This is a genomic window from Thalassospira sp. ABD4_177 (assembly GCF_056160125.1).
In genome coordinates this window covers 98,979-125,434 of sequence record NZ_JBSWWO010000003.1, presented here as the reverse complement: position 1 = coordinate 125,434, position 26,456 = coordinate 98,979, and the positions used below count along the sequence as shown (strand labels likewise).

Below are 26,456 nucleotides of genomic sequence, written 5' to 3'. Positions count from 1 at the left end.
GCGACACCGTTCATGACTATGGATTGTCAACCGATCCCATGATCGGTATAGCTTTATCCAGTAAGAATTATCTGAGAATTCAGGGCTTGGGCGAGACCCTGAACGGTGAATACCGGCTCACGGCCAACGAACGGGAACAGTTCGATACGGTCGCCAGCCAAAGGAGAGAGGCCAAATGGAACGGGAATCCATGGAATTTGACGTGGTCGTTGTTGGCGCCGGTGTATCCGGTCTGTCAGCGGCCATCAAGCTGATGCAACTCGCCCAGGAACAGGAAAAAGAAATCACCGTCTGTGTGGTTGAAAAAGGTTCCGAGGTCGGCGCACATACCCTTTCGGGTGCCGTGATGGAGCCGCGCTCGATCAATGAACTTTTCCCGGACTGGCAGGAACGTGGCGCACCACTGAATGTGCCCGCAGGCGAAGACCAGTTCCTGATGCTGAGCGAGACGGCTGCGAAAAAGCTGCCGACCCCGCCGCAGATGCACAACAAGGGCAACTATATCGTCAGCCTCGGCAATGTCTGCCGCTGGCTTGGCGAACAGGCCGAAGCACTCGGTGTTGAAGTTTACCCGGGCTTTGCTGCTGCCGAAGTTCTGTTCAACGATGATGGTTCGGTCAAGGGCATCGCGACTGGCGATATGGGCCTGCAGCGTGATGGCACGCCGGGCCCGAACCACGAACCGGGTATGGAACTGCACGCCAAATACACCTTCTTTGCCGAAGGGTGCCGTGGCTCACTGTCCGAACAGCTGATCAAGAAATTTGATCTGCGCAAGAATTCCGATCCGCAGACCTATGGCATCGGTATCAAGGAACTCTGGGAAGTCGATCCCGAAGTCCACAAGGAAGGCCTTATTCAGCACACCGTTGGCTGGCCGCTGAACAAGGACACCTATGGCGGGTCGTTCCTCTATCACCTCGATAACAATCAGGTGGTGGTCGGCTTCGTGATCGGTCTTGATTACGAAAACCCGCATCTCAGCCCGTTTGATGAATTCCAGCGTTTCAAGACGCATCCGGAAATCCGCAAGATCTTTGAAAACGGTCGTCGCATTTCGTACGGCGCACGTGCGCTCAACGAAGGCGGCTTCCAGTCGATCCCGGATCTTGTCTTCCCGGGTGGTTGCCTGATCGGATGTTCGGCCGGCTTCATGAACGTGCCGAAGATCAAGGGTTCGCACACCGCAATGAAGACCGGCATGCTGGCTGCCGAAGCCGCATTCGAAGCCCTGACCAAGGACGAAACGCCGGCACAGATGGACAGCTACCCGCAGCGTCTCAAAGACAGCTGGGTCTATCCGGAACTGCATAAGGTGCGTAACATCCGTCCGAGCTTCGCCAAATGGGGCTTCTGGGGTGGCATGGCCTATAGTGCGGTTGATACCTATCTGTTCGGTGGCAAGGCTCCTTGGACCTTCAAAAACCACGAAGACCATTCCTGCCTGAAACCGGCAAAAGACATGCCGAAGATCGACTATCCGAAACCGGATGGCAAAGTCAGCTTCGACAAGCTGTCATCGGTCTTCCTGTCAAACACCAACCATGGTGAGGATCAGCCGATCCACCTGACGCTGAAAGATGACAGCGTTCCGGTCAACACCAACCTTGCCGTTTATGACGGGCCCGAAGCCCGCTTCTGCCCGGCCGGTGTTTATGAATTTGTCGAAGACGAAGAAAACGGTGGCAACCGCCTGCAGATCAACGCGCAGAACTGCGTGCATTGCAAAACCTGCGACATCAAGGACCCGACCCAGAACATCGTTTGGGTCGTGCCCGAAGGTGGCGGCGGGCCCAACTACCCGAATATGTAAGCCTTTCGGCTTTCCTCATACAAAAGGCCCGCTTGATGCGGGCCTTTTTCTTTTGGTCTGATGATTGGCTATTATCCCGCCAAAGCCGCATATCAGTTTTTACTTGTTTCAAATTCAATCTGCGCGTTCAATACCGGCCCTTTTAAACGCGCAGGCAAGATCGACATGAAAATCGCAATCGTGACACTCGATGGCTTCAACGAACTCGACAGCTTCGTCGCCCTGTCGATTTTAAACCGCGCCAAGGCCGATGGTGTCCATGCCGAAATCACGGGCACGGGCGAAACCGTCACGTCGATGAATGGTGTTTCCGTTTCCGTGCAAAAGCCCCTGTCCTTTGCCCGGGATGCCGATGCGGTCTTGCTGGGCAGTGGCATTCATTCGCGCGATCACATCAATGATCCGGATATCATGAAACCCCTGTCGCTTGATCCGTCGCGCCAGTTGATCGGGGCGCAATGCTCGGGCGTTTTGTTTCTTTATCGGATGGGGCTGCTGCCCGCGACCGTGACAACAGATAGCAAAACCCGCCCGCTGATTGCGCGCACCGATACTGTCATCGAAGACCGCCCATTGGTCGCACAGGGCAATATCGTCACCAGTGGCGGCTGCCTGTCATCAAGTTATCTTGCGGGCTGGTTCCTTGCCAAGGCGGTTGGCCTGGATAAGGCGATTGCGGTCCTTGAGACCGTCGCGCCGGTTGGTCAAGGCTCGCAATATGCCAAGCAGGCCCGCGAAATCATTGGCAAACAGCTTGAGGTCCCGGCAAAGCGCCCGCTTTATTGCTAGCCTAAATGCGCCTCATGACCGCTGCTTTCCGCGCTTTGCGGCTCATTACTTTATTGTGATGGCTTTTGCGCATGGTTCCGTGTTGCAAATGCTTTGCCTTATAATTGCCGACTGAGTAGGCTAAACCCGAAATTCACTATGGCGATGCATGCACCTTTGCATCTCCGAACCCGAATTGCGGACGCAGGAAAAGCCTTTGAAACGTAAACTGTTACACCTCCTCATCCCGATGACGGCGATTGCACTATCGGCCTGTGGCACCATGCCGCAGAATGGTGATGACGCCGTTTTCGAGTATCCGCAATCGAACGGTTTTTCGGGTAACTTCCTGGCTGGCAAAGCCGCACAGATGGAAAGCCAGTCGGACTATGCCGCACAATATCTTTTGCGTGCCCATAACCTTGATCCCGACAATGCGGAACTGCGCCGTCGCGCCTTTCTCGCACTGATCAGCGACGGGCGCATCAGCGATGCGGTCGGTATTGCCACCCAGCTGCAATCTGAAAATGATCAGGACCTGTTTGCGGCCCTGACCGTGATGGATGCCGCCATTCGCGAAGATCGCTATCAGGATGCGCTTGATATTGTCTCAAGCCTGCCCGAACGCGGCATCAATGCCCTGATTGCCCCCCTGGCAAAGGCATGGCTCTATACCGGACTGGATCAAAAAGCGCCGGCAATGACCGCCCTTGATGGCATGCAGGGCAATGGGTCGCTCAATCCGCTGTCGGAATATCATCGTGGATTGATCCTGGCGCATTTCAGCGATTTTGATGCCGCCGAACGCGCCCTTGCCAGTGCCTATGGCGATCCGGCCGATGCACCGCTGCGCGCGGCCGAGGCTCTTGGTGCAGTTTATGAACGCAAAGGACAGGTGCAAAAGGCATCGCTTCTTTATGAAAGCTACATGGACCGGCATCCGCAATCGCTTGCCATGCCTTTCCATTTGGCGCGCCTTGATCGCAAAGAACCACCGATTGCCACCATGCTGACCCCGGCCGAGGGTCTGGCAGAAGCCTATCTTGATATTGCGACCCTGCTCAGTCAGGAAAACGCCGTTGACCCATCCTTGCTGATGGCGCGCTATTCCATGTCGCTGCGCCCGGATGATGATATTACCCGTCTTCTGGTCGGCGAGGTCATGGAAATCCAGGATCGCTTTGAAACGGCCATTGACGTTTACGGCGCCATTCCGGTCTCTTCGCCGCACAGCTGGAACGCACGGCTGCGTATCGCATCCAGCTTGGAGCAAATCGGTCGCGCCGATGAGGCGATTGATATCCTTGAAGACATGGTCAGTGAACGCCGCGATCGTCCCGATGCCTTGATCCAGTTGGGTGATATCCTGCGCATTCAGCAGGAATACGGTCCGGCAGCCGATGCCTATGACAAGGCCATCGAACGCCTGGGTGGCCAGACCCAGGTTGGCTGGCGCCTGCTTTATCGTCGCGGCATTGCTCATGAACGGGCCGGTGATTGGGCCCGGGCCGAGGCCGACTTCCTGCAGGCGCTCGAAATCGAACCGGAACAGCCTTATGTGCTGAACTATCTCGGCTATAGCTGGGTGGATATGGGCATGAATTTCGATCAAGCCGAAGACATGCTCAAACGAGCCGTCGAATTACAGCCCGATGATGGCTATATCGTCGATAGCTTGGGCTGGGTTTATTACAAGCTGGGGCGTTTCGAAGACGCAGTCGAGCATCTTGAAAAGGCCGTCGAACTGAAACCTGACGATCCGACAATCAATGACCATCTCGGCGATGCCTATTGGCAGATCGGGCGCTATCACGAAGCCCGCTTCCAGTGGCACCGTGCCCTGTCATTCAATCCGACCGAAGACCTGCGCAGTACTGTAGAAGCCAAAATCAATGGCCAGGTACCAAGCGTGGCCCCGATTGTCGTGAACTGACGCATTTGGGAAGAAACGTTCATGTCTGCGACCTATCGCCAGCAGGCACCTGCCAAGGTTAACCTGTTTTTACACGTCACCGGCAAACGCGATGACGGCTATCACCTGCTTGAAAGTCTGGTCTGCTTTACCGCGACCGGTGATGTCCTGACCGGTGAAGTACGTGATGATGACAAGATCACCCTTGCCATCACCGGCCCGATGGCAGCCCCCCTCACTGGCGAAAACACCGACGACAATCTTGTCATGCGCGCCGCACGGATGCTGCAGGAAGCAGGCTCGATCAAACAGGGTGCGGACCTTATCCTCGATAAGCGCCTGCCGGTTGCCTCGGGCATTGGCGGCGGATCGGCGGATGCGGCGGCAGCCATCCGCTTGCTCTGCGAGATGTGGCAACTTGACCTTGAACCAGACACCCTGTCGCGCATCGCCCTGTCGCTCGGCGCTGATGTCCCGGTTTGCGTCCATGGCAAAACCTGTGTGATGTCGGGGATCGGCGAAGAAATCGCCGAACTACCCGATTTGCCCCCCGTACCGATGGTCCTGATCAATCCGGGCAAGGCGGTTTCAACGCCCGAGATTTTCAAGGCCCGCGCTGAAGAAGGCTTCAGCCCCTCCGGCGCGTGGGATCCCAAACAGACATTTCAAAGTGGTGCCGCCCTTGCAGACGCCCTTTCGGACTGCGGCAATGACCTGACCCTGCTTGCCACCGGTATCCTTCCCGAGATTTGTGATGTGCTCAATACACTGGCTCGCGAAGAAGGCTGCCTGCTTGCCCGAATGTCGGGCAGTGGCGCCACGTGTTTTGGGATTTACGACACAAATGATCAGGCCGAACGTGCAGCCCGTGCCATTGCCGCGCAGAACCCGGACTGGTGGATTTCGCCCACGCATATCCTGACGCAAAAGACCCGCGAGCAGGCAACAATCGGTGCAGCCTTCCCCGACTGAACATCAGGGCCGTGACCGGATAAAAAAACCTTCAAATAGAGGGTTGCACTCTTGGCATGAGGGCGCTATTTTCCGCGCCACACACGCTGATGGGGCGTGGCCAAGTGGTAAGGCATCGGTTTTTGGTATCGTGTACCGTAGGTTCGAATCCTACCGCCCCAGCCAAGACAAACCGCTTTGAGGTTTTCCTCAAAGCGGTTTTCTTTTACGCGTTTGATAGCGCCCAAAGGGGTGCACAAGGGTGGTGCACAAAGGTGGCACGCAAACGTGCCACCAAACCACACTGGATCAGGTTTCTTTTGACTGGTGCATCGCGATGCTGGCCCGAGATACCAGCTTGTCGAGCGTATCACCGGATTCCGCAATACCCAGCCCAACGCTAAGCGTCAGGTGAAGCTGTTCCTTGCCAGTATGGAAGTCTTCCGCACGTACACGCTCCGTCAGGCGCTGCAGGTAATTAAGCGCCCCGGCGGCCCCGGTTTCGGGCATCAGGATCAGGAATTCCTTATCACTCCAGCGCGCGATTACATCGGTTTCGCGCATCATCTCGGATGCGACTTCGCCAAACAGCTGCAACGCCGCATCGCCAGCATCGTAGCCAAAGCTTTCATTCAGCTTCTTGAGATTGTCGAAAAAGACCATGCCGACCACAACCGCATTGCCATAACGGTTTGCGCGCTCAAGTTCGGTACGCAGCAAACCTTCCATATAGCGACGATTGTAAAGACCGGTCAGTGGATCCGTGTTTGTTGATCGCTCCAGATCCGCGCGAACCTTGTCGAGTTCCTTAAGATCATGGATATGCGCCACCGCCTGACCGAGTGAGTCAGCAAAAAGCTGGGCCATTTCGATATCATGTGCAAGGAAAGCCGATACCGGTGATGCGCTGCCAAAGGCAAGAGTACCGATACATTCGCCCTCTACCAGGATCGGCGCACCAAGATAGGCGGCAAAACCAAATTTCTCGCCAGCCGGGTGCTCGCTATATCCGGTTTCACCAAGATCATGCACGGCAAGGACTTCCTTGGTGGCAATGACCTGGGCGCAAAACGTATCATCCACATCGAACGCCATCCCCGGGGTCAGGGCATTTTCCGGGTGGAAGACCTGGCGAATTTCATAGGTCTCTTCGCCAATGGCGCTGAAAATTCCGACAGGCAGACCGAACTGCTCGATGCCAAGCTTCAGGATTGCCTCAACACGCTGTTCGAACATTTTGGCCATTTCTGCCTGATGATCGGTCTCAAACTCGGTCGTCATGATGTTTCCCATTATTTGACCGGCACGGTTTTGCTACGAAAATCCGGTCATAAAGCCTTGTTATACTGCGACAATTAAAACCCTCGGTCGCGAAAGGCAAATTCTAAACCCTTCACATACCAAGGCATAGGCTATTCTTCTGCTTGGATAATATTTTTCTGATATGACCGGATTCAATCAGCCGGTTTCGCACGCACCGACATCTGATGGAGCAAGGCTGCCCCGCGCAATCCACCATCCCGGGCATAGGCACCAGGCACCACCAATGGTTCATCATAACGCCCCAGAACCTGGTGCCGGATCCGTGCGTCGATTTCTGCGATCAAGGCTGCCTCGGATGCCAACCCGCCGCCCACCGGGATACAATCCGGATCAAGAACATTGACCATCAGGGCCAATTCACCGGCCACCAGATCACAATAAATATCGATGACCCGCGCAGCCCGATCATCCCCCGCCTGCCATGCGGTCGTGATGTCATGACTGGCCGCCTCCGCGCCGTGGATTTGCAAGTAGATACGCTCAAGCCCGCGCGCCCCGCCCCAACTGTCAAGGCAGCCTGTCCGTCCACAGCCGCAGGCCACAGACGAGAGGCCATGGCGAATCAGCGCGCCACTGACATCATTGCCATGCCCCCACTCCCCGCGAATACCGCTGTTGCCACCGACGAACTGCCCATCAAACACGATGCCGCCGCCAACCCCGCTGCCAAGGATGATGGCAAAGACAGTCCGGGCGTTTTGGGCAGCACCTGTTGTGGCCTCGGCCAGGGCAAAACAATCGGCATCATTCTCGACCAGAACCGTGCGATCCAGAATATCTGAAAGCCCGGCGGCGAGCGGCCAGCCCTGGATCGCGGGAATATTGGCCGAAATCACCGCCCCGGTTTTCGGGTCTATCCCGCCCGCCAGACTGATGCCCACCGGACATTGGCCGTATTGTGCATCGGCCTCCCGGACAAACGCGGCCAGCGTTTTGACAAAACCATCCCGATCATCGCGCGGTGTCGCGACCTTGCGATGAAGAACCATTTCCCCATCCCCATCAAAAACACCGAACTCGATATGCGAGCCACCTATGTCAAAGGCATATTGCATGCTGTGCTTTTCCCTAAACATCCTGTTATCGGGATACACCAGCAAAACGATCGCAGCAAAAAGAAACGGCACCTGCCGGGCTGGCAGGTGCCGTTCAAATTCTTGGCGACGGGTCGGAAATTAACCGCGCAGGCGCGCCGCCACATCGTCATATCCCGGCATCTGATCCACAGGACCAAGGGCAGTAATCGTCGGTTTGCCATCCAGCAACGCCTTGCCGGAACGACGCACGCTTTCAAGATCAACCGCATCGATCTTGGCAACGATTTCTTCCATGCTTTGCGGCTTGCCGAAAATCTGGATCTGACGTGCCAGTGTCTCGCAGCGACCGGAATTGCTTTCCATCGCCATCACCACCGATGCCTTGAGCTGTGCACGCGCACGGGTGACTTCTTCTTCCGAAAGGTCTTCGGTTGCGCGTACCAGTTGATCGCACATGACCGGCATCAGTTCGCCAATGTCATTGGCCCCGGTTCCGGCATAGATCGAAAACAGGCCGCCATCCACATAATGCGACGAGAAGCTATAGACCGAATAGACCAGCCCGCGTTTCTCGCGGATTTCCTGGAACAGGCGCGACGACATACCGCCACCGAGCAGTGTGTTAAACACCTGCAGGTCATAGAAGCTGTCATCGGTGTAGGACACCGTCGGCAGCCCCATGATCACATGGACCTGTTCAAGCTTGCGGTTTTCGATCCGGCTGCCGCCTTCATATTTCGCGGGCTCGATCGCGTGCTCTTCATGGGCGGGCAGGCTGTCGAACTTTTTCGACACCATATCGACGACACGGTCGTGTTCGACTTTGCCGGAAGCCGAAAACACCATGTTTTTCGGGCTATAGCGGCGCGACATGAAATCGAACAGATCATCGCGGCTCAGCGACGATACATTTTCCGGGCTCCCCAGGATCGAACGCCCCAATGCCTGATTTGGCAGGGCGGTCTCCTGGAAATAGTCGAAAATGATGTCGTCGGGCGTGTCATTGGCCTGACCGATTTCCTGCAGGATTACCTGACGTTCGCGTTCGAGTTCCTTCGCATCAAGTGTCGAGTGCTGCAGGATATCGGCAATCACGTCAATCGCCAGTTCCTGATCTTCGTGCAGGACCTTGCAATAATAGGCCGTGTTCTCGCGCGAGGTATAGGCATTCATCTGCCCACCGACCGCTTCGATTTCTTCGGAAATCTGAAGCGCCGAACGCCGACGCGTGCCCTTGAACGCCATATGTTCAAGCATATGGGAAATGCCGTTGATGTCAGGCGACTCATTACGCGCCCCAACATTAACCCATGTGCCCAAGGCAACCGACTCTACGTGATCCAGACGGTCGGTCGCGACAATCATTCCATTGTCAAGCCGGGTGAGCTCGACTGTCATATAGCATTACTCCTGTTTCGTATTTCGGGTCCAACCATGGCGGGCCTCAGGCAGCACGTCGATTTTTACGAACATGCGCCATCAAGGCTGCCACATCATTGGACATGGGTTCAACCTTCTCAGGCCGGTCATATAGATCGGAAAGACGCGGCGGCAAGTCCGGGTAGATCCCCGACGCCTGCTTGACCGCATCCGGGAACTTGGCCGGATGGGCGGTTGCCAGCGCCACCATCGGCACCGATTTGTCACGGTTGCATTGACGCCCCGACACAATGCCAATCACCGAATGCGGATCAACCAGTTCACCACTGGTTGCCAATACATCCTTGATCGCGGCTTTGGTTTCTCCGTCATCAAGGCGATAGCCATCAAAATGTTCGCGTGCGCGACCAAACTGGCCCTGCGACATTTCCATAACACCCGTCTCGCGGAATTTGGTCAGCATCTCGGCAATTGCCAGACCGTCACGGTCATAAAGATCAAACATCAGACGCTCGAAGTTTGAGCTGACCTGAATATCCATCGACGGGCTGAGAGACGGCTCAACGCCTTCCATCTTCATGACGCCACTCTCAAAGAAGCGGGCCAGAATGTCATTGCGATTGGCGCCAACCACGAACTGTTTGATCGGAAGGCCCATCTGCATTGCCGCATAACCGGCATAGACATTGCCAAAGTTGCCCGACGGCACAGAGAAGGATATTTCGCGTTCCGGCGATCCAAGCTGCACACCCGCCCAGAAATAATAGGCGATCTGGCACATGATGCGCGCCCAGTTGATCGAATTCACTGCCGACAGACCAACTTCATCGCGGAAGCCATGATCATTAAACAGCGCCTTGACCAGATCCTGACAATCATCGAACGATCCTTCGACGGCAACGTTATGCACATTGTCCGACAGGATCGTCGTCATCTGGCGACGCTGGACTTCGGAAACGCGGCCTTTGGGATGCAGGATAAAGATATCGATATTTTCACGATCGCGGCAGGCCTCAATCGCGGCCGACCCGGTATCACCCGACGTCGCACCGACAATCGTGATCCGCTCGCCTCGTTTGGCCAGAACATGGTCAAACAGGCGACCAACGACCTGCAGGGCATAGTCCTTGAACGCCAGTGTCGGACCATGGAACAGCTCCATGACCCAGTCATTCGGACCAAGCTGCTTGAGCGGTGCGACCGCTTCGTGGTCAAAGCCACTATAGGTATCTTCGAGAATGGCCTTAAGGGCATCATCATCGACGGTGCCCGACACAAACGGCTGGATCACCTTGAAGGCCACTTCGGCATAGGTCAGAGTTCGCAGCGCACGAATATCGTCCTTGGAAAAGGTCGGCCAGGTTTCGGGAACATAAAGCCCCCCGTCACGGGCCAGACCGGCAAGAAGAACTTCATCGAACTGCAAAACGGGGGCGCTTCCCCGCGTGCTGACATAGCGCACTAGACCTGCTCCTGCATAAGGCAAATACCGGTTCCATGCGTTCGGGGACAATTCGCCCCAAAAACACGGCAAGGCCTGATTTAGTGAGGGTTTGCGCCGCTATAGTCAAGGGGCAATACAGCAGGTCTGGCACGCACCGGGCATAAAGCACGATCAAGGCAGGCCATCACCGCAAACATCGGAACCAGGATGGCTTAGCCATCAAGCGGGATGTCATGTTCTTTGAGCTTGGCCTCGGCCAAGGCGGCACGACGGACGACTGTACGGTAGTTGCCCAGAAGGATTCGCAGAACCGCCTTGATGAACCGGTCAGAGCCCGACATCTTCTTTTCGAACGTCTGGCGGCTGATTGCGATCAGAACGGTACGTTCCTTGGCCCGGGCGGATGCCATGCGCGGCTGGTTATCGACAAGGGCCAGTTCGCCAAACAACCCGCCTGCATCAATGGTTCCCAGGACGACTTCTTTGCCTTCGCTCAGCGTCTTGAAGATTTCGACCTTGCCTTCCTGCACAACATAGGCGGCGTTGCCGGGTTTGCCTTCGCGAAAAATGACCTGATCGATGGCAAAGACCTGTCGGTCCATCACCTTCTTGTTGCCGTCGGTTATGCCCATGTTTTTGCAGTGCCCATGTAAATTTAGCCGGGATTATATCCCCGGTCATTGCTGGCAGCGTATATCACCAATCCATCAATCAATGCTAGCAGATTGCCCGATCCATTCAATTGAATTTAACGGCCATACCTATTCTCAAGATGGGCCTTGAATGCATCAACGCCAAGCGGCTTTCCTGTCGCGGCTTCAAGGATGGCATCGGTGGATTTGCTCGATGCCGGGCCATGAATGTTTGTGCCAAGCCACGTCATCAAGGGCGCAAAGTCACCGCGTGACAATGCGCCCAGGATTTCCGGGTTCGCGTCCCTGGCCGCGGCAAAGATCTGGGCGGCTGCCATTGCCCCCATCGTATAGGTCGGGAAATAGCCCCACGCACCAGACGGCCAATGGATATCCTGCATGCAGCCATTGCGGTCATCTTCGGGGACAACGCCCAGAAGCTTCTGCATCATCTCGTTCCAGGCACCCGGCAAATCGGCAAGTTTCATGTTGCGTTCGATCAACGCCCGTTCAATACGATAACGCAGGATCACATGGGCGGGATAGGTCACCTCATCCGCATCCACACGGATCAGACCCGGCTCAACACGGGTATAAAGGCGATGCAGGTTAGCGGGCTTCCACGCCGAACTGTCGCCTCCAAAGGCCGCCTCAAACACCGGTCCGGCATAGGTCAGGAATTCTTCGGACCGGCAAGCCTGCATTTCCACCAGAAGTGACTGGCTTTCATGCATGGTCATGCCGCGTGCCGTGCCAACTGGCTGGTTCTGCCATTCCTTGGGCAAGCCGCGCTCATACATGGCATGGCCGGTTTCGTGCAAAACGCCCATGATCGCCGAGGTAAAATCATCCTCGTCATAGCGCGTGGTCAAACGCACATCTTCCGGGATGCCGCCACAGAACGGATGATGTGAAATATCAAGACGCCCATGGTCAAAATCGAACCCGACCGCCTTCATCAGATCAAGACCAATGCGGTTCTGTGTTTCAACCGGGAACGGACCAACCGGTTTGATCGGTTTGTCTTCGGATTTCTGACGCTCGATAACATCGGCGGTGAAATCGGGCAGGAAGGATCCCAGCTCGGCAAACAGGCTATCAATCCGCTCAGAGCGCATCATCGGATCATATTGATCAAGCAACGCATCATAAACCGATGTGCCCAGTGCCTCTGCCTTGGCCTTGCCGGCCTCGATCGACAGATCAAGCACTTCCTGCAATTGCGGCAGCAGTCCCTTGAAGTCATTCTCGGCGCGTGCTTTGCGCCAGGCAACCTCACACCGGGTTTCGGCGCGCGACATCTTTTCGACCAGATCGGCCGGAACCGCCGTGCCATGCACCCAGCCGCGCTTCATTTCCGCAAGGTTGGCCTTTTGCCAGTCATCGAGATTTTCGGTTTCGGCACTGGCAATCAGATCGCCCAGTTCCGGCGCATTGATCAGCTCGTTTTCAAGAACACTCAGCGTGGCGAGCTGTTCGGAACGGGCATCCGCCCCGCCGCCCGGCATGATCACCGCCATATCCCAATGCAACATGCCGCCAATCCCCGACAGGACACTCATGCGGTGAAAACGGGCTTCAAGCTTTTTATAGGCTTCGGTCATGGGAACTCCTGCGCGGGCAGTCGGGTCAGGATGACTGTCCGCAAAATATCAATCAGATGGGAACGGTGGGACGATGGATCAGGCCTGGCTGTCGGTTTCCTTATCGCCGGATGGACGGCGATGGTACAGAACAAACATCACGATCAGGGTAAGTGCGAGGCTGTACCAGGTGATGGCGTATTCCAGATGGTTGTTGGGCAATTCAACCTTTGCCTGTCCGCCAATCGGCAAACCACCCGGGACCTCTGTATCATCCAGTTCCAGATAATAGGGACTTGCAAGCTCCGCACCGGTATCTTCGGCCATGTGATCAACATCGACATAGAACCACTGGTTCTTCAGCGGGTCGTTTTCCGGCTGCGCCCAGTGCTTTTCCCTCGGAAGGCGCAAAACACCCGATACGCGAACCGGCCCCTCAATCAGGCTTTCCGGACGGGTTGCAGGATCACGGTAATCCTGTGGTACCCAGCCACGATTGACCAGAATGATGCGGCCATCTTCCTGTTCAAGCGGGGTGATCAGCTGAAAGCCGACATTGCCACGCCGGGTGCGCGCCATCAGGTACTTTTCCTGATCGTTCAGATACGTTCCTTCGGCATAGGCGGCCCGGAACGCCATATCGGGATCAAGGGTGGTGTCGGTCGGCACCGCGATCGGGGCCATCTGCGCCTGTGCCTGACGGCTTTCGATGATGCCTTGTTTCCAGAACAGCCTGTCCACCTGCCAGGAACCCAGCACCAACAGGATGATCAGAGACAGTCCGGCGGAAATTTTCATCGCCAGACTGGGACGCGTTTTAAGAAGAGGCATGAAAGGTCAGTCCTGTTCGGATGTCGATCGGTGACGATATTGAAGGGCCACCATGATGCCTTTGAGCGGCCTTAGCAAGACCAAGGTCACGCCAAGAATGACAGGCCCCCAAACAACAGCGTGCAGCCACAAAGGCGGCATATAGGTCATCTCGACCCAAAGCGCCATCGGCACCACCAGAAAGCCCAAAATAAAAATGATGAAAACGGCCGGACCATCACCGGAATCATGGCCGCGCAAATCCAGTCCGCAAACCTCGCAGGTTTCACGCACAGTCAAATAGCCTGAAAACAACTTTCCCCCACCGCAGCGGGGGCATTTGCATGCCAGCCCGGTACGAATGGGGGAAAGGTTTGGATAGTAATCATCCATGTTCTGAACCGTCTCCGGCGGGTGGCTTATTCGCCACCCCAGATGTAAACGGCAAAGAACAGGAACAGCCAGACAACGTCAACGAAGTGCCAGTACCAGGCTGCTGCTTCGAGACCGAAATGATGGTCCTGTTTGAAGCCGTCCTTCATCGCACGTACAAGGCACACCGCCAGGAACACCGTCCCGACAAACACGTGGAAGCCGTGGAAACCGGTCGCCATGTAGAAGGTCGAGGAATAGATGTTGTCAGAGAAGCCGAATGCCGCGTGGCTGTACTCATAGGCCTGCAGGAACAGGAAGATGACGCCAAGACCAACGGTCAGTGCCAGCCCCTGAACAAGGTCCTTTTTCTTGCCTTCCAGAATGCCATGGTGCGCCCAGGTCAGGGTGCAACCCGACAGCAGCAGGATCAGGGTGTTGAGGAACGGCAGATCCCACGGATCTAGCACTTCGACACCTGCCGGCGGCCATTCGGTCACGCCGGGGCTGAAGATCACAAACGCGTTGTGGAAGAATGCCCAGAAGAAGGCAACGAAGAACATCACCTCGGATGCGATGAACAGCGACATCCCATACCGCAGGCCGATCTGAACGACCTTGTTATGATAGATGTGTGATTCGCTGATCACGTTGCTCCACCAACGGAACATCACGAACAGAATGCCCGCAATGCCGAGTGCGGCCAGCCAGAAATCAGCCGGCGCGCGGTCCGAATGCATGAACATGACCATGCCACCGGTGAACAGACCTGCCGACGCCGCAGCCACCAGCGGCCACGGGCTCGGGTCTACCAGGTGGAACGGATGCTTTTGTGCATGATCACTCATTCCTTGCCCCCTCAATCCTTACAAAAGAAACTCTAAGTTCGCTTTGTTAAACAAAGACCGTCCAGCCCACGAAACCGTGTTCTGTCAGCCTCCCTGATCTTCATTCCCGCCAACTGCTTCGACCGATGCCTCGGATTTGAAGAAGGTGTATGACAGGGTAATCGTCTTCACGTCCTGGGTATTGATGTCTTCGGCAATGGCAGGATCAACATAGAAACTGACCGGCATGTCGACACGCTCGCCCGGTTGAAGGGTTTGCTCGTCAAAACAGAAACACGCGATCTTGCTGAAATACTGCCCAGCTTTCAGTGGTGTCACATTGTAAACGGCCTGACCGGTGATCGGCTGGACCGCCATGTTTTCGGCAACGTAATGCGCCAGATTATCTTCACCCAGACGCACCGTGATTTCACGCTGTTCGGGTTTGAACTGCCACTGCAAACCGGAATTCACATCGGCGTTGAACCGCACCTTGATGGTTTTTTCCGAGACAGCAATCCCGCTATCTTTACCCACCTGCGGGGTGCCGCCAAAACCGGTGACCTGACAGAATAGCTCATAAAGCGGTACAGAGGCATAGGACAGACCGATCATGCCGCCAACGACGACAACACAGCTCAGCAAAACGCGCTTGTTGCGCGCCTTGATATTATCTGTGTGTTTCTGATCAGCCATGGTTTCCTAGCTCATCTTCAAAATGGTTATCGCAAAGAACAGAACAATCAGACTGGTCAGGATGACCAGAAACGCCCAGTTCTTCTTCTTGCGCTTGGCATAGAACGCTTCGAGTTCCGCCTTGTTCATTTTGGGCTGCTCACTCATGCGATCAACCCGCCAAGCCAGACATCTGCAACCATCGCCCCGAACAGGACAAACAGATACAGAATGGAATATCCAAACATCTTGTGCGGCGCGCGTTCTTCGGCATTGCGCAAAACACGAACCGCATGGCGCAGGAACCAAAGCCCGGTCAGAGCCGCCGTCACGCCATAAAACACATCAAGCAATCCGGTCGCGACCGGTACCAGGGTCACCGGCAACAACAGAAGCGTATAAATCAGCATCTGCTTCTTCGTTGCAGCCTCGCCGGCAACGACGGGCATCATCGGAACCCCGACCTTGGCATAGTCGCCACAGCGAAACAGCGCCAGCGCCCAGAAATGCGGCGGAGTCCACATAAAGATAATCATGAACAGCGCGATCGAATTAAGATCAACCCCGCCTGTCACCGACGCCCAGCCGATCATCGGGGGAAAGGCCCCGGCGGCACCGCCAATGACGATATTCTGTGGTGTGCTGCGCTTGAGCCACATGGTGTAAACGAACACGTAGAACGCGATCGATACCGCCAGCAAAGCCGCAGCCGCAATATTGATGGCAACCGCCATGACGGTTACCGAAACAATCGACAACGCAATGCCAAGCGACAATGCCTCGTCCGCAGGAACCCGTCCGGCCGGGATCGGTCGACTCTGGGTACGTTTCATGTGGATATCGATGTCTCGATCGTACCACATGTTAATCGATGCTGCCGCGCCACTGGCAACGGCGATACAGGCGATTGCGACGAGTCCGAGGAACGGATGGATCAATCCCGGGGCAATCAACAGACCAACGGCACCGGTGAAAACCACAAGGGTCATCACGCCGGGTTTGAGCAATGCAATATAGTCGCGTACGTCCGAAACCGGCAGAGTGACTGCGTTTTCGAGTGCTAGGGTCTGGTCGGCAACCTGCTTGGTCATTTGAACTCTGGTCTTCTCTTTTGGGGCGGTAGGATGTCCCCCGCAAACCGGGGTCTGCGGGGGACTTAAACCAGTGTCACTTACTTGATACGCGGCAGTTCGTCAAAGGTATGGAACGGCGGCGGAGAGCTCACAGTCCATTCCAGCGTATCGGCACCTTCCCCATACGGGTTTGCCTCGGCCTTCTTGCCACGGATGAAGGCATGCGCCACCACACCGATAAAGAAGATGGTTGCCGCAAACGAGATATAGGCACCATAGGACGAAACCATGTTCCAGCCCGCGAACGCATCCGGATAGTCGGCATAACGACGCGGCATGCCAGCAAGTCCGAGGAAGTGCTGCGGGAAGAAGGTCAGGTTGACGCCGATGAAGAACAGCCAGAAGTGGATCTTCGCACCGAGATCGGAAATCTCGTAACCCGACATTTTGCTGAACCAGTAATAGAAACCGGCAAAGATCGAGAAGACCGCACCAAGCGACAGCACATAGTGGAAGTGCGCCACAACAAAGTAGGTGTCATGCAGCGGCAGATCCATGCCCGAGTTGGCCAGCATCACACCTGTCACACCGCCCACAGTGAACAGGAAGATGAAGCCGATCGCCCAAAGCATCGGTGCGCGCAGGGTGATCGAGCCACCCCACATGGTCGCAATCCACGAGAAGATCTTAACCCCGGTCGGCACCGCAATCACCATCGTCGCCGCGGTGAAGTATGCACGGGTGTCAACATCCATGCCCACCGTGTACATGTGGTGCGCCCAGACGATAAAGCCGACAACACCGATCGCCACCATCGCATAGGCCATCCCGAGATAGCCGAAGACCGGCTTGCGCGAGAAGGTCGAGATGATGTGACTGATGATGCCAAAGCCCGGCAGGATCATGATGTAAACTTCCGGATGCCCGAAGAACCAGAACAGGTGCTGATACAGGATCGGGTCACCGCCGCCGGCCGGATTGAAGAAGTCCGTGCCAAAGTTACGGTCGGTCAGAAGCATGGTAATCGCGCCACCAAGAACCGGCACCGCCAGCAGCAGCAGGAAGGCTGTGACCAGCATCGACCATGCAAACAGCGGCATCTTGTGCAGGGTCATGCCCGGCGCACGCATGTTGAAAATGGTGGTAATGAAGTTCACCGCACCAAGGATCGAGCTGGCACCGGCAAGGTGCAGCGCAAAGATCGCAAGGTCGACAGAGGCATCAGGATGCCCCAGCACGCCCGAAAGCGGCGGATAAACCGTCCAGCCGGTCCCCGCACCACTGCCCACCACAGCTGAGAGCATCAGCAGAAGGAAGGCCGGCACGATCAGCCAGAACGAAATGTTGTTCAAACGCGGGAACGCCATGTCCGGCGCGCCAATCATGATCGGAACAAACCAGTTGCCGAAACCGCCAATCATGGCGGGCATGACAACAAAGAAGACCATGATCATGCCGTGTGCGGTCACGAGCACGTTGAAGAAATGGTGATCTTCAATGATCTGGGTTCCCGGCTGTGCCAGTTCCATACGGAACCACACCGAAAACGCGCCACCGATCAAACCGGCGATCACAGAGAAGATAAGATAAAGCGTCCCGATATCTTTGTGGTTGGTCGACAGGAACCAACGGGTAAAGAAGCCCGGGGTATGATCGTGATCATGTGTGTCAGCGTGAGCCATCAGTCTCTCCCTCACTCTGCCGATGCCACTGATACCGCAGACGGCAGATCAGCAGATGCGAACTCTTCTTGGGCCTTGGCTACCCAGGCCTCGTATTCTTCCATGGTAACAGCTTTGACTGCGATCGGCATATAGGCGTGGTTCACGCCGCACAGCTCAGAGCACTGCCCATAGAATGTCGTACCGGCATACTCGCCTGGAATGCGGGTCCAGGTTTCATTGAGACGGCCAGGAACGGCATCAAGTTTGATGAACAGCGAAGGCATGGCCCAGTTATGGATCACGTCGTCAGACGTCATGATCAGGCGAATGTTCTGGTCCACCGGCAGGACAACGGGATTGTCCACATCCAGAAGGCGGTTCATGCCCTCTGCAACGGCGGTTTCTTCATCGATCATCAAGGAATCAAACGTGAAGTTGCCGTTATCCGGATATTCGTAGGTCCAGTACCACTGCTTGCCAATGATCTTGAGCGTAAGATCGGCATCCTCGACACGGTCTGCGAAATACAGCAGGCGGAAGGACGGGATTGCAATCACAAGGAGGATCAGTACCGGGACAACCGTCCAGACCACTTCAAGAAGGGTGTGGTGGGTCGTTTTCGACGGCACGGGGTTGCGTTTCGCGCTGAAGCGGAAAAGAACATACAGCAGCAAAAGCAGGACGATCACGGTAATGATCGTCATCAACCAGATCAGTAGATTAAAGAATTTCTGGCCTTCAACAGCCACCGGTGAAACCGGATCCTGCAGCCCAAGCTGCCACGGCTCGGGCTGACCAACAGCAAGTGCTGCACTGTCAAACCCGGTAATAACCGCCAATCCCAACAACAGAATGGGAAATAGCTTCTTGATCGACATGCGAATCTGCCCCCTCGCATTACATCTCAAGGCGATATGCCTCACTCTTCCCCACCTCCGTCTCTTTGAACTGACCGGGTTTCAAGGTTCCTTCTTGGAAGCTTTCCACCATATCAACCAAAGATTAAAAATTGACGGACCGGAGCATTTCCTCTGACATATCTTATTCTTAAATAGCCTGCACATGAAAGTACATTGGTAACGCAGGCAAATAGCGTATCTTCGGCACCTGTTCCAGAAAAAACCTCGCTGCGTTGCACAAAAAATGTATTTGATAAGATATCAAATTAGCGCTCTGGTTTTAGCTGAAATCGTTCTAAACACCCACCCTTGGATAGAAAAACCGCCATTCCTTTCGGCCGGATTTTCCCATAGTCAGGTTTGCTGCTTTGCAATATATGCGCAAAAGACCTTAGAATCACTTCAACCAATGGCTAAAGCCGTTTTGTTGTAAAACGTACGGCGCTGAAACGTCATCCGATCGACACAACGTTACGGCATCCTCGACGCCTTGAAAGACGGCCCGTTTTTTTTGCCGCACACCGCACAAAAATCGGTTTTGCAAACGATTCGGCGCCCGAATTTGGCACCCTGTTATTTCCCAAAAGCAAAAATACGGACCGAACCCTTTAATTGGGCGGGCTTTTCCCCAATATCAAGGATAGAAATTCGGTTGGATATATCAGTTTTGCGGACTATTCTACCCACACGTATGCATTCCCGATGTTCCGTGCAAGACAGCCAGACTGGCCCTTGCCCGATGCAGACGGTACAAAGACAGAGGTTCGTCTATGGCACGCTCAGGAAGTAAAAGACTATTTACCGCAGAAATGCGGTTGCTCAACAAACTCGAAACCATGAGTGACATGGTCGCCCTGCCGACCGAAATGCCGACCGATCCGAATGGCGCTGCCGGTGGTGCCGATATTTCAAGCCTGCATACCGCGATCGAGGATCTCAAGCTTGAACTGCTTTCCGACATCCGGGTGATGATGGAGGAACAGAAAAAGGCAAACAAGGCCGCCGCCCCGGACGATAATGAACAGGCCGATGCCCGCAATGAGCTCCGCCTGGTGAAAAACGAAGTCCGCGCGCTTGCCAATTCCATTCAGGAAACCAAAAAGGAAATCGCCGCCCTTTATACCGCGCCCGAGGATGACAGTGGCACGCGTATCAATATCGTGAAGGGTGAACTTGATTCCGTCGTGGCCGCGACCGAAGACGCGACCGCCAATATTCTTGAGACCGTCGAAAAGATCGATGCAGTCGCCCATAATATTCGTTCTGCAGCACCAGACGACTATACGCAAGGGCTGGCAGACGACATTGTCGAGCTTGTGGTCAAGGTGTTTGAATCCTGTAACTTCCAGGATCTGACCGGACAGCGAATTACCAAAGTCGTCAATACCATGAAATATATCGAGGAACGCGTTACCCGCGTGATCGAGATTTGGGGCGAAGACGACTTTGATGAATTCGACCTGCCGCCAGATCCCAAGGGCCTCGACAATCTGGACAAAACCGTCACCAAGGCACCGCAGAACGCCAACCGCGTTTCGCAGGATGAGGTTGACCAGATCTTCTCACAGGAAGAAATCGACGCCCTGTTCGATTGATCACATCGAACCAGCACAAAACACAAAAGCCTGCCAAGCTGGCAGGTTTTTTCTTTGGGTAATTAGCAGGATTTGGAAAAGCCGTGCTCAGGCGTGTCCAGCTTCGCCAGACAAAAGCTCCGGGGCAAAGCCAAGCCGCGAGAACGCCTGCTCCCACTTGTCTTCGCAATCGGTATCAAACAGAAGATCCGCATCGGCATCGACGTGAAGCCAGCCATTGGCAAGGATTTCACTTTCAAGTTGCCCACTGCGCCATCCGGCATAGCCAAGTGCCAAAATCCGGCTTTGCGGGCCTTCACCGACCGCAATCTGTTCAAGGACATCAACCGTGGCCGTTACCGACACACCGCGATCGACATGCAGGGTGGCTTCGTTCGAGAAATCGGTTGAATGCAACACAAAGCCACGGCTGCTTTCAACCGGGCCGCCGAAATGCACCTGAATGTCTTCGATGGTCGGTGCCGGGCGCGCAATGCCAAGCTGTTCAAGCAGTTCCGGGAAAGTAATGCTGTCGATCAGGCGGTTGATCACAAGCCCCATCGCACCATCTTTGTTGTGCGCACAGATATAGACCACACTTTGCGAAAAGCGCGGATCACGCATTCCCGGCATCGCGATCAAAAGCTTCCCGCCAAGATAATCGCCTGTGTCTATACCTTCACCCATATCGAAACTTTCTCTCCTGTTTCATAAAGCCTAGCGCGAATGCCCTTCCATTACCATCAAGAACCCCGGAAACCGCGATAATTTGTCGTTTGACATTTCTGCTTCCCATATAGGCCATGTAGGCAGCAAACCTGTCATACGCCAATGAACGAGGTCGCATTTGCTCTGGATCATGCCAAGCCACACGACAGCTGTGTTAGTGATAGGACGTTCACATAGTCGTGGCTTGATTTGAACGCGGGCTCGAACTACGCCTGTTTTGTGCCACAAGTTTGGCCCACACTGCGCCAACCGCTTTTCGTGCTTAAGGAACAACACGTGATTCGCCACCTGATCGTCCGCCTGACATGTATGTTTGCCCTCTGCCTTGCGACCATCGGCGCGACAACCGCTGCCATGGCGGCATCGGATATGGCAACCGACTGGATTGACGAGGATTTCACATCTGTTCGCCTGATCAGCGCGCAAACCGAAACCGGCGGCAAAGAAACACTGCGTCTCGGCCTTGAATATGAATTGCAACCCGACTGGAAGATTTACTGGCGCAGTGCCGGTGATGCCGGTTTCCCGCCGCAGCTGGACTGGACCGGATCGCAAAACGTTGGCGACGCAAACATACTGTGGCCTGCCCCGCATCGCTTTTCGATCTTTGGTCTGGAAACATTCGGCTACAAGGATCAGATCATCCTGCCGATTGATGTGACGATCCCTGATCTCGCACAGTCCGTATCGATCCGTCTCAATGTTGATTATCTGGTCTGTAGCGACATCTGCATTCCGGCAACGGCCAACTTCAATCTCGACATTCCCGCAGATGCCGCTGGCAGCACCGGCGGATCGATCACCAGCCCCCATGCCCATCAGATCGAAAAGTTTGTCTCGCGCGTGCCGCTCACGGGCACCGGCCTTCCCATCGATGTCACAAGCCTGACCACGGCAAACTCGGGCGATCAAACCAGTCTCCGCCTTGCTGTGCACGGCCTTGATACTGCTGGTGTCGCCATTGACGACATCATTATCGAAAGCGACCTTCGTGCGGGCTTTGGCTTGCCAAAACCTGCGGCCACCAACGACAACAGCTCTGAGACCAAATATTTCGACATCGCTGTGATGGGGCTAAGCGAAGACCAGTCGCTAAGCGATGAAGCCGTTACCGTCACGGTCATTGCCGGTCCGCTTTCCATCGAACAAGACCTGATCGTTGGTTCTGTCGACGCAGGCACGGTTGCAACGGCATCCTCCACATCGACCGCGGGCGCAACCGATGGCATGAGCTTCTGGATGATCGGCCTTTTTGCCCTGCTGGGTGGCTTGATCCTCAATGTCATGCCGTGCGTTTTGCCAGTCCTGTCGATCAAGGTCATGTCCGCACTCAAGGCCCGCGAACAGGACATCAATCGGGTGCGCGTTGGATTTCTTGCCAGTGCGGCCGGGATCATCACATCTTTCTGGGTGATTGCCGCTGTTCTGGTAGGCATCAAACTGGCCGGGGGCACGATTGGCTGGGGCATTCAGTTCCAGCAGCCGCTTTTCCTGACCGTGATGACGATCATTCTTGCCCTGTTTGCGCTTAATATGTGGGGCCTGTTTGAGATTTCCGGCCCGGATCAGCTTGGCAACGCGGCCAATGATGCCATCACACGCAGCGAAAGCCACGGCCGCCATATCAGCAGCAATTTCCTGACCGGGATGTTTGCCACCTTGCTGGCAACCCCCTGCTCTGCCCCGTTCCTCGGCACGGCTGTCGGATTTGCGCTGGCCGGAAGTGTGTTTGATATCTTCTGGATCTTCACGCTGCTTGGCATTGGGTTGGCCCTGCCCTATTTCGCCATCGCCATCCAACCGCGCGTGGCCCATACCCTGCCCAAACCGGGGCGCTGGATGAATGGTGTCAAATTCGTTCTGGGTCTTGCCTTGATCGGCACGGCCATCTGGCTGCTTGGCGTTTTGTCGATCCAGATCGGCATGGGTGGCGCGGTCGCGGTTGGGCTTGGGCTGATTGCGGGTGGTATTTTCATCTGGGTACGCAAGCGCACATCAAACCTGCGCCCGCGCTTTGCCTTTACCGCGCTTGCTGTCGCGGGCTTTATGGTCGCCCTGTTTGCGCCAGGCTTTTCCAAGCCGCCATCATCACCCAGCGCGTCATCAGGCAACAGTACCCTCGCCTGGCAGGCTTTTGCGCCGGACACCATCGATACGCTTGTGGCTGATGGCAAGACCGTCGTGATTGACGTTACCGCAGAATGGTGTGTCACCTGTCAGGTCAACAAGAAACTGGTGCTCGAAAAACCTGATGTCAGCGCCGCACTTTCGCAGGACCGTGTCGTTCTGATGCAGGCCGACTGGACCCGCCCGGATCAACAGATTGCCGATTATCTGGCGTCCTATGGCCGCTTTGGTATTCCGTTTAATGCCGTGTTTGGCCCAGCGGCCCCCGAGGGCATCCTGCTTTCCGAATTGCTCAGCGTGGATGAGGTTCTTGGCGCGCTTGAAGATGCAAAGGTATCAGCAAGCCTTGCCAGCTCGGCAGAGTAATCACATTTGGTTGGCGATGCCTATTTTAACCATCCCTGTCTGCAGGCAAGGCCTTCACGGGAACAAGTCCGAACATACTGACGTTAAACGTCAAGCAGATGACAGTTCTTAAAAACTCTGCGTGAATGCATTGAATGCCAAGCAGATTTAGTGTTTGATTCGGGCATGCGATCCAGCGCGCAGTCAACGGGATTGCGCCAAATAACGGAGATACCAATGACCATTTCGATCGGTTCTGAACTCCCGGAAGTTACCCTTTTCCGCGCAACCAGCGACGGCCCCGAAGCCGTCAATTCCAAGGAATTCTTCGCAGGACGCAAAGTTGTCCTGTTTGCGGTACCGGGTGCCTTTACGCCGACTTGCTCGGCAAAACATCTGCCGGGTTTTGTCGCCAAAGCCGATGAGATCAAAGCCAAAGGTGTCGACGAGATTGCCTGCCTGGCATCCAATGATGCCTTCGTGCTTCAGGCATGGGCAGATGCCGAAAACGCAGATAACGTCACCATGCTTTCGGATGGCGACCTTGCGTTTGTTGATGCGACCGGCCTTGAGCTTGATCTGACCGGGCGTGGTCTTGGCAAACGTGCCAACCGCTTTGCCATGATCGTCGAAGACGGCAAAGTCACCGATCTTGCGGTCGAAGAACCCGGCGCATTTGACGTTTCAAGCGCCGAAGCAGTCATGGCCAAACTCTAAGGCCAGCCTGCTTTTCAACATAAGCCAGAAGCGCTTAAAGCTCCGCATCAACTGCGGAGCTTTTTGCATTCCAGATACAGTGTCCGGCCACGTGATTAGCGCGGCAACAGGACCGGTATCGGATCTTCCTTGCTGTCAAAATCGCATTCAAAGGTCGGGTTGGCGTGTTTGGCAATGTAATGCACAACACCTTCCCGGAAGCTGCCCTTGATCGGCGACCAGCTCATATAAACGCCACCGCGGGTATCATATTCGCGAATGTCGGGATCACGCGCCAGCTCGGCAAAGCTGTGGCCAAGATCCTCTGTTGCACCTGCAACAAGCCAGGACGGCTTCAAACCGCCATGCCACAGCAGATAAACACCACCCGTGCCATTCAGACCAAGCTCTGAAACGTCGTCGAGCATAAACAGTCGATAGTAATCCCCACGCGGGCTCTTTCGCCATTTGATATCTTGCGCCTTAGGCTGGCGAATAGCACCAAGAGACCAAAATCCCATACTAACCTCCAAGCACGTCAAAACACGTGCAACCGAATGTTACACGCATCCCAACTTAGCTTCTTATTCTTATAGGTAAGACTTTACCTTAACATATGTAAACGTTTGATTGACAAAAGACGCTGCACAAACGCCTGCCATTTCTCAAACGAAGAAGAGATAGCTAACGCTACTACCTTAAATCACAAGGTAAAACCAAGTATTTTTCGAGTTATTCGAACAACTTATCGATATCGTCCTGGCTGATACCCTCGCCATCAAGCTGCGGGCCGTTCAAAAGATCCGCATCTTCGGGCCGTGCTTCTTCCTCAACTTCGGGTATTGGCAGTTCGCTAAAGGCCTCTTCACCCCAGATCGAGATCATGTTGTGGACACGCTCCTCAACGAACTCAAGCGTGCTGACAACCTTGTTGATGCGCTGTCCGGTAATGTCCTGGAAGTTACAGGCTTCGAAAATCTTGGTGACGATAAAGGCAATCTGTTCGACGTGATCGGCGACAAAGTCACTTGGTGCCGAGTTTTTAAGCGTCATTGTCAGATCATCGATCTGCTCGGCAGATTCCAGAATGGTGTGGGTCGCCATCTCGGTATCCTTGACGATGGCATCAAGTTCCGAGGCAGCACTGACAAGACGGTCATCCTGCGCCTTGGGATGGCGCAACGAGGCAATCTGAACCTTGGCCTTGTGGATGTGCTCGTTCATTTCCTCGATCTGGGTGCGAATCAGTTCCAGATCATCGTGATCCGGCTCGGCAGCCCCCGGACGATTGGAATGCGTCGGGTTGCTTGTCACCGGGTCCGGCAAGGCATCCATAGGGGCATCATTTGATGCTTCTGGCGCTTCGAATGCACTTTCAGCGGTCGCTGGTGCAGCACCTGATGCCATTGCCTGACGCAATTGCGAAACTTCGCCACGCAGGGCGCGGATTTCATCAAGCACCGCCTGGGACATTCCGGCGTTATCGGTCTCACTCGTCGCTGCGGGCAGGGAAACTGGCATCGGTTCGCCTGCACCCATTCCACTTTCCAGCGTCGGGTCGAAAAAGGAATCCGACCAATCTTCAACCACACCGCCGGTTCGTTCTTTAAGACGACGTTCGGCAGTGAATACTTTTTGCACGCGACGAGACATGACTGATTTCAAACCTCCGGAACGGACAGCAGTCCGACCTCTAAATCCCCAAACGCGTCTTTGATGACGTCGTTCATTACAATTCCGACAAGTATAAGGGTGCAGATTGCGACAAGTCCAATGGGTTTCAAGTCCAAGTCCTTGAAAAAGAACACCCCGGCCAGAGACC

General features: G+C 55.2%; 24 protein-coding genes and 1 tRNA gene. 8 read left to right on the top strand and 17 right to left on the bottom strand.

Features of this window, described 5'->3' with window-relative positions; genetic code table 11:
• Window positions 1-175: 175 nt before the first annotated feature.
• The 5 genes from ACXAF0_RS16535 to ACXAF0_RS16515 all read left to right on the top strand — a co-directional run bounded on the left by ACXAF0_RS16535 (window position 176) and on the right by ACXAF0_RS16515 (window position 5,630).
• Window positions 176-1,813 (top strand): electron transfer flavoprotein-ubiquinone oxidoreductase, encoded by a 1,638-nt coding sequence (locus ACXAF0_RS16535; protein ID WP_475346936.1) that lies wholly within the window; start codon window positions 176-178, stop codon window positions 1,811-1,813.
• A 165-nt stretch (window positions 1,814-1,978) separates the two neighbouring features.
• Entirely contained in the window at window positions 1,979-2,602 is a 624-nt protein-coding gene (locus tag ACXAF0_RS16530; RefSeq protein ID WP_475346935.1) for a DJ-1/PfpI family protein, read from the top strand.
• 196 nt (window positions 2,603-2,798) lie between these two features.
• Window positions 2,799-4,514: a tetratricopeptide repeat protein gene (locus ACXAF0_RS16525; protein WP_475346934.1), complete on the top strand. Its 1,716-nt coding sequence runs from the start codon at window positions 2,799-2,801 to the stop codon at window positions 4,512-4,514.
• A gap of 21 nt (window positions 4,515-4,535) precedes the next feature.
• The gene (locus ACXAF0_RS16520; protein WP_475346933.1) at window positions 4,536-5,465 is read left to right on the top strand and encodes a 4-(cytidine 5'-diphospho)-2-C-methyl-D-erythritol kinase; all 930 of its coding nucleotides are present in this window, start codon (window positions 4,536-4,538) and stop codon (window positions 5,463-5,465) included.
• A 90-nt stretch (window positions 5,466-5,555) separates the two neighbouring features.
• Window positions 5,556-5,630 (top strand) — tRNA-Gln (locus ACXAF0_RS16515).
• 123 nt (window positions 5,631-5,753) lie between these two features.
• On the opposite strand, the gene ACXAF0_RS16510 is transcribed toward ACXAF0_RS16515, so the two are convergent.
• From ACXAF0_RS16510 to coxB, 14 genes are all read right to left on the bottom strand, one after another.
• Window positions 5,754-6,725 carry a sensor domain-containing diguanylate cyclase gene (locus ACXAF0_RS16510; RefSeq protein ID WP_475346932.1) on the bottom strand — a complete coding sequence of 324 codons (972 nt, stop codon included), beginning with the start codon at window positions 6,723-6,725 and terminating at the stop codon, window positions 5,754-5,756.
• Window positions 6,726-6,898: 173 nt separating this feature from the next.
• Entirely contained in the window at window positions 6,899-7,822 is a 924-nt protein-coding gene (locus tag ACXAF0_RS16505; RefSeq protein ID WP_475346931.1) for an ROK family protein, read from the bottom strand.
• A 120-nt stretch (window positions 7,823-7,942) separates the two neighbouring features.
• Window positions 7,943-9,202, bottom strand: coding sequence for a M16 family metallopeptidase (locus ACXAF0_RS16500; protein WP_475346930.1), 1,260 nt, complete (start codon window positions 9,200-9,202; stop codon window positions 7,943-7,945).
• 46 nt (window positions 9,203-9,248) lie between these two features.
• Entirely contained in the window at window positions 9,249-10,646 is a 1,398-nt protein-coding gene (thrC, locus tag ACXAF0_RS16495; RefSeq protein WP_475346929.1) for a threonine synthase, read from the bottom strand.
• 194 nt (window positions 10,647-10,840) lie between these two features.
• The gene (locus ACXAF0_RS16490; protein WP_475346928.1) at window positions 10,841-11,260 is read right to left on the bottom strand and encodes a cyclic nucleotide-binding domain-containing protein; all 420 of its coding nucleotides are present in this window, start codon (window positions 11,258-11,260) and stop codon (window positions 10,841-10,843) included.
• A 116-nt stretch (window positions 11,261-11,376) separates the two neighbouring features.
• Window positions 11,377-12,864, bottom strand: a complete 1,488-nt coding sequence (locus ACXAF0_RS16485) for a carboxypeptidase M32 (RefSeq protein ID WP_475346927.1) — start codon at window positions 12,862-12,864, stop codon at window positions 11,377-11,379.
• 78 nt (window positions 12,865-12,942) lie between these two features.
• Window positions 12,943-13,674 carry an SURF1 family protein gene (locus ACXAF0_RS16480; RefSeq protein WP_475346926.1) on the bottom strand — a complete coding sequence of 244 codons (732 nt, stop codon included), beginning with the start codon at window positions 13,672-13,674 and terminating at the stop codon, window positions 12,943-12,945.
• A gap of 6 nt (window positions 13,675-13,680) precedes the next feature.
• A complete protein-coding gene (locus ACXAF0_RS16475) occupies window positions 13,681-13,968 on the bottom strand; it encodes a DUF983 domain-containing protein (protein ID WP_363928341.1) in 288 nt (95 codons plus the stop codon).
• Window positions 13,969-14,072: 104 nt separating this feature from the next.
• A complete protein-coding gene (locus ACXAF0_RS16470; protein WP_114097826.1) occupies window positions 14,073-14,873 on the bottom strand; it encodes a cytochrome c oxidase subunit 3 in 801 nt (266 codons plus the stop codon).
• An 84-nt stretch (window positions 14,874-14,957) separates the two neighbouring features.
• On the bottom strand, window positions 14,958-15,548 hold the full coding sequence (locus ACXAF0_RS16465) for a cytochrome c oxidase assembly protein (protein ID WP_475346925.1): 591 nt from the start codon (window positions 15,546-15,548) through the stop codon (window positions 14,958-14,960).
• Window positions 15,549-15,554: 6 nt separating this feature from the next.
• Window positions 15,555-15,695, bottom strand: coding sequence for a hypothetical protein (locus ACXAF0_RS16460; RefSeq protein ID WP_200892645.1), 141 nt, complete (start codon window positions 15,693-15,695; stop codon window positions 15,555-15,557).
• A complete protein-coding gene (locus ACXAF0_RS16455) occupies window positions 15,692-16,618 on the bottom strand; it encodes a heme o synthase (protein ID WP_475346924.1) in 927 nt (308 codons plus the stop codon). The genes ACXAF0_RS16460 and ACXAF0_RS16455 overlap by 4 nt, the downstream gene beginning before the upstream one ends.
• 80 nt (window positions 16,619-16,698) lie before the next feature.
• Entirely contained in the window at window positions 16,699-18,282 is a 1,584-nt protein-coding gene (gene ctaD, locus ACXAF0_RS16450) for a cytochrome c oxidase subunit I (protein ID WP_475346923.1), read from the bottom strand.
• Window positions 18,283-18,293: 11 nt separating this feature from the next.
• Window positions 18,294-19,142: a cytochrome c oxidase subunit II gene (coxB, locus tag ACXAF0_RS16445; RefSeq protein WP_475346922.1), complete on the bottom strand. Its 849-nt coding sequence runs from the start codon at window positions 19,140-19,142 to the stop codon at window positions 18,294-18,296.
• A 791-nt stretch (window positions 19,143-19,933) separates the two neighbouring features.
• On the opposite strand from coxB, the gene ACXAF0_RS16440 reads away from it, so the two are divergent.
• Window positions 19,934-20,758 carry a hypothetical protein gene (locus tag ACXAF0_RS16440; protein ID WP_475346921.1) on the top strand — a complete coding sequence of 275 codons (825 nt, stop codon included), beginning with the start codon at window positions 19,934-19,936 and terminating at the stop codon, window positions 20,756-20,758.
• Window positions 20,759-20,845: 87 nt separating this feature from the next.
• Here ACXAF0_RS16440 and ACXAF0_RS16435 read toward each other — a convergent pair whose 3' ends face one another.
• Window positions 20,846-21,424, bottom strand: coding sequence for a YqgE/AlgH family protein (locus ACXAF0_RS16435; RefSeq protein WP_475346920.1), 579 nt, complete (start codon window positions 21,422-21,424; stop codon window positions 20,846-20,848).
• Between the two features lie 318 nt (window positions 21,425-21,742).
• On the opposite strand from ACXAF0_RS16435, the gene ACXAF0_RS16430 reads away from it, so the two are divergent.
• On the top strand, window positions 21,743-23,959 hold the full coding sequence (locus tag ACXAF0_RS16430; protein ID WP_475346919.1) for a protein-disulfide reductase DsbD family protein: 2,217 nt from the start codon (window positions 21,743-21,745) through the stop codon (window positions 23,957-23,959).
• A gap of 216 nt (window positions 23,960-24,175) precedes the next feature.
• Entirely contained in the window at window positions 24,176-24,655 is a 480-nt protein-coding gene (locus ACXAF0_RS16425; RefSeq protein ID WP_475346918.1) for a redoxin family protein, read from the top strand.
• A gap of 95 nt (window positions 24,656-24,750) precedes the next feature.
• Here ACXAF0_RS16425 and ACXAF0_RS16420 read toward each other — a convergent pair whose 3' ends face one another.
• Together ACXAF0_RS16420 and ACXAF0_RS16415 are read right to left on the bottom strand one after the other, a co-directional pair.
• Window positions 24,751-25,155 (bottom strand): hypothetical protein, encoded by a 405-nt coding sequence (locus tag ACXAF0_RS16420; protein ID WP_475346917.1) that lies wholly within the window; start codon window positions 25,153-25,155, stop codon window positions 24,751-24,753.
• 211 nt (window positions 25,156-25,366) lie between these two features.
• On the bottom strand, window positions 25,367-26,287 hold the full coding sequence (locus tag ACXAF0_RS16415) for a protein phosphatase CheZ (protein WP_475346916.1): 921 nt from the start codon (window positions 26,285-26,287) through the stop codon (window positions 25,367-25,369).
• Window positions 26,288-26,456: the final 169 nt, after the last annotated feature.

Coding starts and splice junctions, on each gene's coding strand:
- ACXAF0_RS16535 (WP_475346936.1), top strand. CDS start 176: ATGGAACGGGAATCCATGGAATTTGACGTGGTCGTTGTTGGCGCCGGT.
- ACXAF0_RS16530 (WP_475346935.1), top strand. CDS start 1,979: ATGAAAATCGCAATCGTGACACTCGATGGCTTCAACGAACTCGACAGC.
- ACXAF0_RS16520 (WP_475346933.1), top strand. CDS start 4,536: ATGTCTGCGACCTATCGCCAGCAGGCACCTGCCAAGGTTAACCTGTTT.
- ACXAF0_RS16510 (WP_475346932.1), bottom strand. CDS start 6,725: ATGACGACCGAGTTTGAGACCGATCATCAGGCAGAAATGGCCAAAATG.
- ACXAF0_RS16505 (WP_475346931.1), bottom strand. CDS start 7,822: ATGCAATATGCCTTTGACATAGGTGGCTCGCATATCGAGTTCGGTGTT.
- ACXAF0_RS16500 (WP_475346930.1), bottom strand. CDS start 9,202: ATGACAGTCGAGCTCACCCGGCTTGACAATGGAATGATTGTCGCGACC.
- ACXAF0_RS16490 (WP_475346928.1), bottom strand. CDS start 11,260: ATGGGCATAACCGACGGCAACAAGAAGGTGATGGACCGACAGGTCTTT.
- ACXAF0_RS16485 (WP_475346927.1), bottom strand. CDS start 12,864: ATGACCGAAGCCTATAAAAAGCTTGAAGCCCGTTTTCACCGCATGAGT.
- ACXAF0_RS16480 (WP_475346926.1), bottom strand. CDS start 13,674: ATGCCTCTTCTTAAAACGCGTCCCAGTCTGGCGATGAAAATTTCCGCC.
- ACXAF0_RS16470 (WP_114097826.1), bottom strand. CDS start 14,873: ATGAGTGATCATGCACAAAAGCATCCGTTCCACCTGGTAGACCCGAGC.
- ACXAF0_RS16465 (WP_475346925.1), bottom strand. CDS start 15,548: ATGGCTGATCAGAAACACACAGATAATATCAAGGCGCGCAACAAGCGC.
- ACXAF0_RS16460 (WP_200892645.1), bottom strand. CDS start 15,695: ATGAGTGAGCAGCCCAAAATGAACAAGGCGGAACTCGAAGCGTTCTAT.
- ACXAF0_RS16455 (WP_475346924.1), bottom strand. CDS start 16,618: ATGACCAAGCAGGTTGCCGACCAGACCCTAGCACTCGAAAACGCAGTC.
- ctaD (WP_475346923.1), bottom strand. CDS start 18,282: ATGGCTCACGCTGACACACATGATCACGATCATACCCCGGGCTTCTTT.
- coxB (WP_475346922.1), bottom strand. CDS start 19,142: ATGTCGATCAAGAAGCTATTTCCCATTCTGTTGTTGGGATTGGCGGTT.
- ACXAF0_RS16440 (WP_475346921.1), top strand. CDS start 19,934: ATGGCACGCTCAGGAAGTAAAAGACTATTTACCGCAGAAATGCGGTTG.
- ACXAF0_RS16435 (WP_475346920.1), bottom strand. CDS start 21,424: ATGGGTGAAGGTATAGACACAGGCGATTATCTTGGCGGGAAGCTTTTG.
- ACXAF0_RS16425 (WP_475346918.1), top strand. CDS start 24,176: ATGACCATTTCGATCGGTTCTGAACTCCCGGAAGTTACCCTTTTCCGC.
- ACXAF0_RS16420 (WP_475346917.1), bottom strand. CDS start 25,155: ATGGGATTTTGGTCTCTTGGTGCTATTCGCCAGCCTAAGGCGCAAGAT.
- ACXAF0_RS16415 (WP_475346916.1), bottom strand. CDS start 26,287: ATGTCTCGTCGCGTGCAAAAAGTATTCACTGCCGAACGTCGTCTTAAA.